Below are 6,630 nucleotides of genomic sequence, written 5' to 3'. Positions count from 1 at the left end.
GTTCTGGAGCGCTCACGGTGGGCAGAGTGCCTGGACCGTAAACGTCGAAAGCCGACATACCCATGCATGATCTGGTCCGAAAACCGGAATCCACTTTTCGGGATCATGCGGGAAGGCGGCCTTCCGCCGCGTTGCCTCCAAGGGTGTCTACGCGGGTGGCGGCTCTATAGCGGAAGGCGGCCGGAGGTGCAAGCCAAAGGCACGACCGGCCTGGTGCAGCCCAGACGGCCGCTATCCGCGCTTTTCGATGACGGCATAGAGCACGTTGCGGTTCTCGCCGAAGAATACCTGCGCCTCGACGGTGTTGCGGTCGACGCTGGCATTGACGATGTTCCACATATCGACCTCCGATCGCAGCAGCAACACCCAGTCCATGAACGTCTCCCGATACCCCGCGTCGGGGGTGCCCTCGGCGTAGTTGGCGAACAGGAATGTTCCGTTCGGCTTCAACATCTGCAGGCAGGTCTTCGTGAGTTTCACCGCGACGTTGTGGGCGAGGTAGTCGTAAAGGCCGGAGGCGTAGATGAAGTCGAATTTGCCGAGCTTGTGGCCCCGCGTGAGCACGGTTCGCACCGAGCCGTCGATGGCTTCGACGGCGGTGCCCTGGAAGTCGCGCGAGATCAGCCCAACGCTCTGGGGATCCTGGTCGAGCGCAACCCAGCGCTTGAGACGGCCCTCCGTCAGGGCGACCGAACGATTGGCTTCCCGCAAATGGCCGGCCGCGATCGCCAGAACCTCGGTTTCCGGTCCGTTCTTGGCCGCGATCTCGTCGACATATCGGGTCAGGAGGTCGCGTCGTTCCCGGGCCGCGACGCATGACGGTACGTTCTGGGTATGGCTATAGAGTGCTTTGCCGACCTCCGAGGCGTTCGCCACGCTCTCTGCCACGTGCGGATCACAATAGATGTAGTCGAGCAACTGCGCGTCGCCGGAATAGCCCCTGGGTTTGGTGAAGGACCAGTGCGTCAGTGGATCCTCGAGAAAATACTTCAGGATCGGATGGTTCTGCGCGACCGGTATCAACGCATGCCAGACGTCGGGATGAACCTTGGAATGCAGGCCATTGAGGAAGGACAGCAAGCGGCCGACGATCTCGGCCGGGTTCTTGTCCTGTTCGACCTGCTGCTGTGTCGCGTGGAGAATGAGGGCAAGCTCCGCGCGCGCGGTTTCGAACGCTTCGCCATGATGCTCGATCTTTCCCCGAGGCAGCGTGCCGGCGAGCATCTCGGCAGTAATCAAGCTTTTGCCATCAAGAACGGTCTGCACGCCATCACTCCATAGTTAACAGTCGGTTAACTTATTGCGTAGAATGCTCCCTTTGCCAATGTCGGGCCGACGGCATTTTAGGTTTATGATTAATTTCCCGCCAACCATGTTCGTTGGTTAATCAGTTTCCGAGCCGGATTCCGGGTTCGAGTTAACGGAAACTTGTCTTGCGCGATTGCATTTGTTTGCCCGGCGTTCGCAATCGCCGTCGCGTCCCAAGGAGCCGGCCCGCGTGGGGGCAGAAGCTGGAAATGAGTTCGGAAAACAAAATCCCTTTCAAAAGGGGTCGATTGTGATGAACGAACACGTGTCATCCGCATTGGCCGATACGGTTGACGCTGAGCCGTACGAGCCGCGCTACGAACTGGGGGCCGACGAACTTCGCGCCCTCTACCGCACCGAAGCCCGGGCGACGCGAAGAGGGGAGGCCAGGCCAGGGCTTTGGATCGCAGTTGCGATCTATCTCTTGTTTTCGGCAACGGATCTGCTGCTGATCCCGGATGTGGCCGCCTATACGATCACGGCGCGCTTCGCGGTCGGCTTGAGCGCGCTTTTGATCCTGGAAGCGCAGCTTCGCCACGGCGTCGGGACGGAATGGCTCGACGTGACCTGCGCCGGGGCCATCATCTTTGGCTATGTTGGTTGGCTGTGTCCGGCGATTATGGGCGCGGACAAGGAAAGCGTCTCTTACTATATGGTCTTTGGGACCATATTCATGATGAGCGCCAATCTTTTCTTTACATTCAATTTCAAGCTTTCTATCGTAACCTCGACAATAATCTTATGTATACTTTATATCGTAAATTACTTTGTTCCCTCAACTCTCATATACAAAATGGTATTTGGGGCTTTCTATGTTTCTTGTTTCACGTTCACCTCATATGTGAACTGGAAACTGAATGAGGAACGCTACAACGTCTTCCTGAACGCCCTGGAAGCCAAGATCCAGCACAATGAGGCGACCGAACGCGGCAAGGCCCTGCTGAGGTTGTCGCGGACCGATCCGCTCACGGGTCTGGAGAACCGGCGCGCGATCGACGAGAAGCTGCGAGACTACTGGAACGATTGGCAAAAGGTCGGCACCAGCTTTGGGGCGATCCTCATCGACGTGGACTTCTTCAAGAAGTTCAATGACTGCTACGGCCATCAGGAAGGCGACCGCTGCCTGATCCATGTCGCCAATGCCCTTAGCGATATGATCAAACAGTATAATGGCTCCATCGGCCGCTATGGCGGCGAAGAGTTCATCGTCCTGGCTCGCATGGAGAAAAAGGAGCAGATCCTGGACATTGCGGAAGCCATTTGTAGCACGGTGGAGAACCTGGCTCTGACGCACGAACTGCGGCGCGACGGCGTCTCGATCGTAACGGTAAGCGTTGGCGCCGCATTCACCCGGACGCAGACCGGGGCCAAGCTGGAGAAAATCATTCACGAGGCCGATCGCGCTCTCTATCTGGCAAAAGCCGGCGGCCGAAATTGTGCCCGGCTGTTCGATCCAACCGACCCGCAAAGCAGTGACGAGAGCGAGAACATTGCGGCTTTGCTGAAGATCGCGATCGGCCAGAATCTCGTTTCACTCGTTTACCAGCCTATCCAGGATGTCAAATCGGACCGGGTTGAAGCGGTGGAGGCTCTGATGCGCCTCAAGATGCTCGACGGCACATCGGTTCCGCCGAGCCTGTTCATTCCGGTCGCCGAACGGACCGGCGCGATCCTGGAACTCGGGCGCTGGGCGATAAGGACAGTGTGCGCCGAACTGCTGGCGGACGACCACGTCCGTGTCGTCAGTGTCAACGTCTCCCCGATCCAGCTCAAGACACCGGGCTTCGCGACGTCGGTCGCGACCATTCTGGGCGAGACCGGCGTCGCAGGCAGCAGGCTGGCCTTCGAGATCACCGAAGGGCTGGAGATGGAGATGCACTCCGACATCCTGCGCTGCATCAGCGACCTGAAGCTGCTCGGGATCAAGATCTGGCTTGATGATTTCGGGACCGGCTTCGCGGGTCTTTCGTGGCTTCGCCTGATCGATTTCGATACGGTGAAGATCGATCGCTCGTTTCTGCATGACTGCAGCTCCCCGAGCGGCAAGGCGATGCTGCAGGACATTATCACCCTGGTTCGAAATCGCGGCCACAAAATCCTGGTCGAAGGGGTGGAGACAGACGAGCAGATGGCCCTTATGCGCGAATTCGGCATAGACAAGATCCAGGGCTTCCATGTCGGCCGTCCCGCTCCCGCCGTCAGTTTCCAGGCAAAGCGAGCCATGCGCAAACGGCCATTTGCCGTGCTTAAGTCCGCATGATGGTGGCCTCTTCCGACGTTTGGCTAGCCGTCGTCAAGCCGTGCTAGCGGTCGCCGGTCAACGCGGCGCGTAACGCCTGGATCTGCCGGTTCAGCGCATCGAGCTCAGTCAGCGTCATGCCCGAGCGTTCGACCAAGGCTTCGTTCAGGCAGTTGCATTGGACAAGCAGTGCGCGCCCGGCTGATGTCAGATCAACCTGCACCTGGCGCTCGTCGGTCTGGCTGCGCTGGCGGGTCACCAGCCCGGCCTGCTCCATTCGCTTCACCAGCGGCGTGACGGTGCTCGATTCCAAAGCGAGCCGATGGGCGATGGTGCCGACCGACATGCCGTCGGCCTCTCCAAGCGCGTTCAACACCAGGTACTGGGGATAGGTGATGCCCATCTCGTCCAGCATCGGCTTGTAGGTGCGGTTGATGGCCATGCTGGTGGCATAGAGCGTGAAACAGAGCTGATTGTCCAACGGGAGAGGCACGGCGCATTCCTTTTGCCAATGTGGGCATCAAATCGATACCACGAAAAATGATATCGCGATACATATTTTTGTGGACAAGGGTTTTAGGCCGCGTTAGCTATATCGATATCGCGATATTGTTTATCGCGAAAGTAACCAGAAGGAGATTGAGATGACCTCGCAAACCAAACCCAGCTCCGGCAGCGGCATGATCACCACCAGGGACGGAACGCAGATTTACTACAAGGACCGGGGACCGGGCAGCCTGTCGTCTTTCATCACGGCTGGCCGTTGAGCAGCGACGATTGGGACGCCCAGATGCTGTTCTTCGTGTCACAGGGCTACCGTGTCATTGCCCATGATCGCCGAGGCCATGGCCGCTCGACCCAGACGGATATCGGCAACGAGATGGACACCTATGCCGCCGACGTAGCGGAACTCGCAGCCCATCTGGACCTCAAGAACGCCATCCATGTCGGCCATTCGACCGGCGGCGGCGAAGTGGCGCGTTATGTCGCCAAGTATGGCGCCGGCGGCCGTGTCGCCAAGGCGGTGCTGATCGGCGCGGTGCCGCCAATCATGCTCAAGACTGCCGCCAATCCCGGCGGCCTGCCGATCGAAGTGTTCGACGGCTTCCGCTCCGCGCAGGCAGCCAATCGCGCCCAGTTCTTCCGCGACGTTCCATCAGGTCCGTTCTACGGCTTCAACCGCCCGGGCGCAGAGGTATCGCAGGGCGTCATCGATAATTGGTGGCGCCAGGGCATGATGGGCGGCACCAAGGCGCATTATGATTGCATCAAGGCCTTTTCGGAAACCGACTTCACCGAGGATCTGAAGGCGATCGACGTGCCTGTGCTGGTCATGCACGGCGACGACGACCAGATCGTTCCCATCGCGGACTCGGCGCTGCTGACGATCAAGCTGCTCAAGAAGGGCGAGCTCAAGGTCTACAAGGGCTTCCCGCACGGCATGGCCACGACCCATGCAGACATCGTCAACGCCGACCTGCTGGCCTTCTTCAAAGCATAGGCCGTTGGAACGAAAAAAGCACCCGCCGTCTGGCGGGTGCTTTTCCTTGCGTGGGTTTCAGGCCTGATCTAGGCGGCCGCCTGCGCCTTGCGCGCTTCCTTCATGTTGGGCAGGAACACGGTCAGCAATCCAAGAAACGGCAAATAGGAGCAGATCTGGAAGACGAAATCGATGCCCTTCATGTCGGCGACGACGCCGAGCACGGCCGCCGCGATGCCGCCCATGCCGAAGGCGAAGCCGAAGAAGATGCCGGCGATCATGCCGACGCGACCCGGCACGAGTTCCTGCGCAAAGACGACAATGTTGGAGAAGGCCGAGGAGAGGATCAGCCCGATCAGCACCGTCAGCACCATCGTCCATTCCAGATTGGCGTAGGGCAGGGCGAGCGTGAAGGGCAGCACGCCGACGATGGAGAACCAGATCATCGCCTTTTGCCCATAGCGGTCGCCGAACGGGCCGCCGAGCAGGATGCCCAGCGCCGAGGCGCCGAGGAACAGGAACAGCATGACCTGGCTCATCTGCACAGAAACGCCGAACTTATGCATGGAATAGAAGGTGTAGTAGCTGGCGAGGCTGGCGATGTAGGCATTCTTGCTCAGAACCAGCAGTGTCAGCACGATCAATGCATTCATCACCTTGCGGCGCGGGAAGGGCGAAACGAAGCTCGCCGCCTTGCGGGTGCCCTGCGCGGCACGCAGCCGGCTGTACCAGCCGCCGACCTGCCACAAAACGATGATGCCGATCAGCGAGCCGACGGCGAACCAGGAAATGCTGGTCTGGCCGAACGGCACGACGATGAAGGCCGCCAGCAGCGGCCCCATGGACTGGCCGAAATTGCCGCCCACCTGGAACAGCGACTGCGCCAGGCCGAAGCGGCCGCCGGAAGCGAAGCGGGCGATGCGCGAGGATTCCGGGTGGAAGATCGCCGAGCCGATGCCGATCAGCGAGGCACCGATCAGCAGCAGCGAATAATGCCCGGCATAGGCGAGCACGATCAGGCCGATCAGCGACGACGCCATGCCATAGGGCAGCGAATAGGGCATCGGCCGCTTGTCGGTGATCATGCCGATCAGCGGCTGCAGCAAGGATGCGGTCACCTGGAAAGTGAAGGTCAACAAGCCGATCTGCCAGAAATCGAGGCCATAATTCTCTTTCAGGAGCGGGTAAATGGCCGATAGCAGCGACTGCATGATGTCGTTGATGCAGTGGCAGAAGCTCACCGCCAGGATGACGGTGAAGGCCGTCGCCTGGGCTGAGGCGTGACTGGCGCTCGCCGGTGGGGCGACGCTGGCTGCTGTCGTATCGGTCAAGGTAGGCTCCGTGGTCTTTTTGGCGGGCACGCCCGCAGGCAACTGGCGGACGCTCCTTGCGGCCACCCTAGGGACGGTGCCTTATAAGCCGCTTGCGAGACGACTTCTTTCGTGGTTTGGTCCAATAGTTTCGCAAGTGGGCCATAACTAGATGCCGCACGGCAAAGAAGTCTTTCACGCTGGCAATGCCAATCTCGGCCAGTTGCACGAGAGCCGCTGGCAGTGGCTTGAGCAAGTGGCCGGGCCGGCGGTGGCATTGCCGACCGAATATC

4 protein-coding genes and 2 pseudogenes are annotated in these 6,630 nt (G+C 59.8%); 3 read left to right on the top strand and 3 right to left on the bottom strand.

Annotation, left to right across the window (positions count from 1 at the left end; all coding sequences use genetic code 11):
• Positions 1-231: 231 nt before the first annotated feature.
• Positions 232-1,266, bottom strand: coding sequence for a methyltransferase (locus EOA22_RS20870; RefSeq protein ID WP_013529996.1), 1,035 nt, complete (start codon positions 1,264-1,266; stop codon positions 232-234).
• Between the two features lie 295 nt (positions 1,267-1,561).
• Here EOA22_RS20870 and EOA22_RS20865 point away from each other — a divergent pair, with 295 nt between their 5' ends.
• Complete coding sequence (locus EOA22_RS20865) at positions 1,562-3,568, top strand: EAL domain-containing protein (protein WP_032808605.1); 2,007 nt, start codon at positions 1,562-1,564, stop codon at positions 3,566-3,568.
• A 43-nt stretch (positions 3,569-3,611) separates the two neighbouring features.
• On the opposite strand, the gene EOA22_RS20860 is transcribed toward EOA22_RS20865, so the two are convergent.
• On the bottom strand, positions 3,612-4,040 hold the full coding sequence (locus EOA22_RS20860; protein WP_013529998.1) for a MarR family transcriptional regulator: 429 nt from the start codon (positions 4,038-4,040) through the stop codon (positions 3,612-3,614).
• Positions 4,041-4,191: 151 nt separating this feature from the next.
• On the opposite strand from EOA22_RS20860, the pseudogene EOA22_RS20855 reads away from it, so the two are divergent.
• A pseudogene (locus EOA22_RS20855) lies at positions 4,192-5,048 on the top strand (alpha/beta hydrolase).
• Positions 5,049-5,116: 68 nt separating this feature from the next.
• On the opposite strand, the gene EOA22_RS20850 reads toward EOA22_RS20855, so the two are convergent.
• Positions 5,117-6,358, bottom strand: coding sequence for an MFS transporter (locus EOA22_RS20850; RefSeq protein ID WP_063170320.1), 1,242 nt, complete (start codon positions 6,356-6,358; stop codon positions 5,117-5,119).
• Positions 6,359-6,509: 151 nt separating this feature from the next.
• On the opposite strand from EOA22_RS20850, the pseudogene EOA22_RS38980 reads away from it, so the two are divergent.
• A pseudogene (locus EOA22_RS38980) lies at positions 6,510-6,630 on the top strand (AraC family transcriptional regulator); the annotation flags it as partial.

The organism is Mesorhizobium sp. M7A.F.Ca.US.014.04.1.1 (genome assembly GCF_003998745.1).
GTDB classification, from domain to species: domain Bacteria; phylum Pseudomonadota; class Alphaproteobacteria; order Rhizobiales; family Rhizobiaceae; genus Mesorhizobium; species Mesorhizobium ciceri.
The sequence above is the reverse complement of the archived record's forward strand: the minus strand, read 5'-3'. Positions and strand labels throughout refer to the sequence as shown.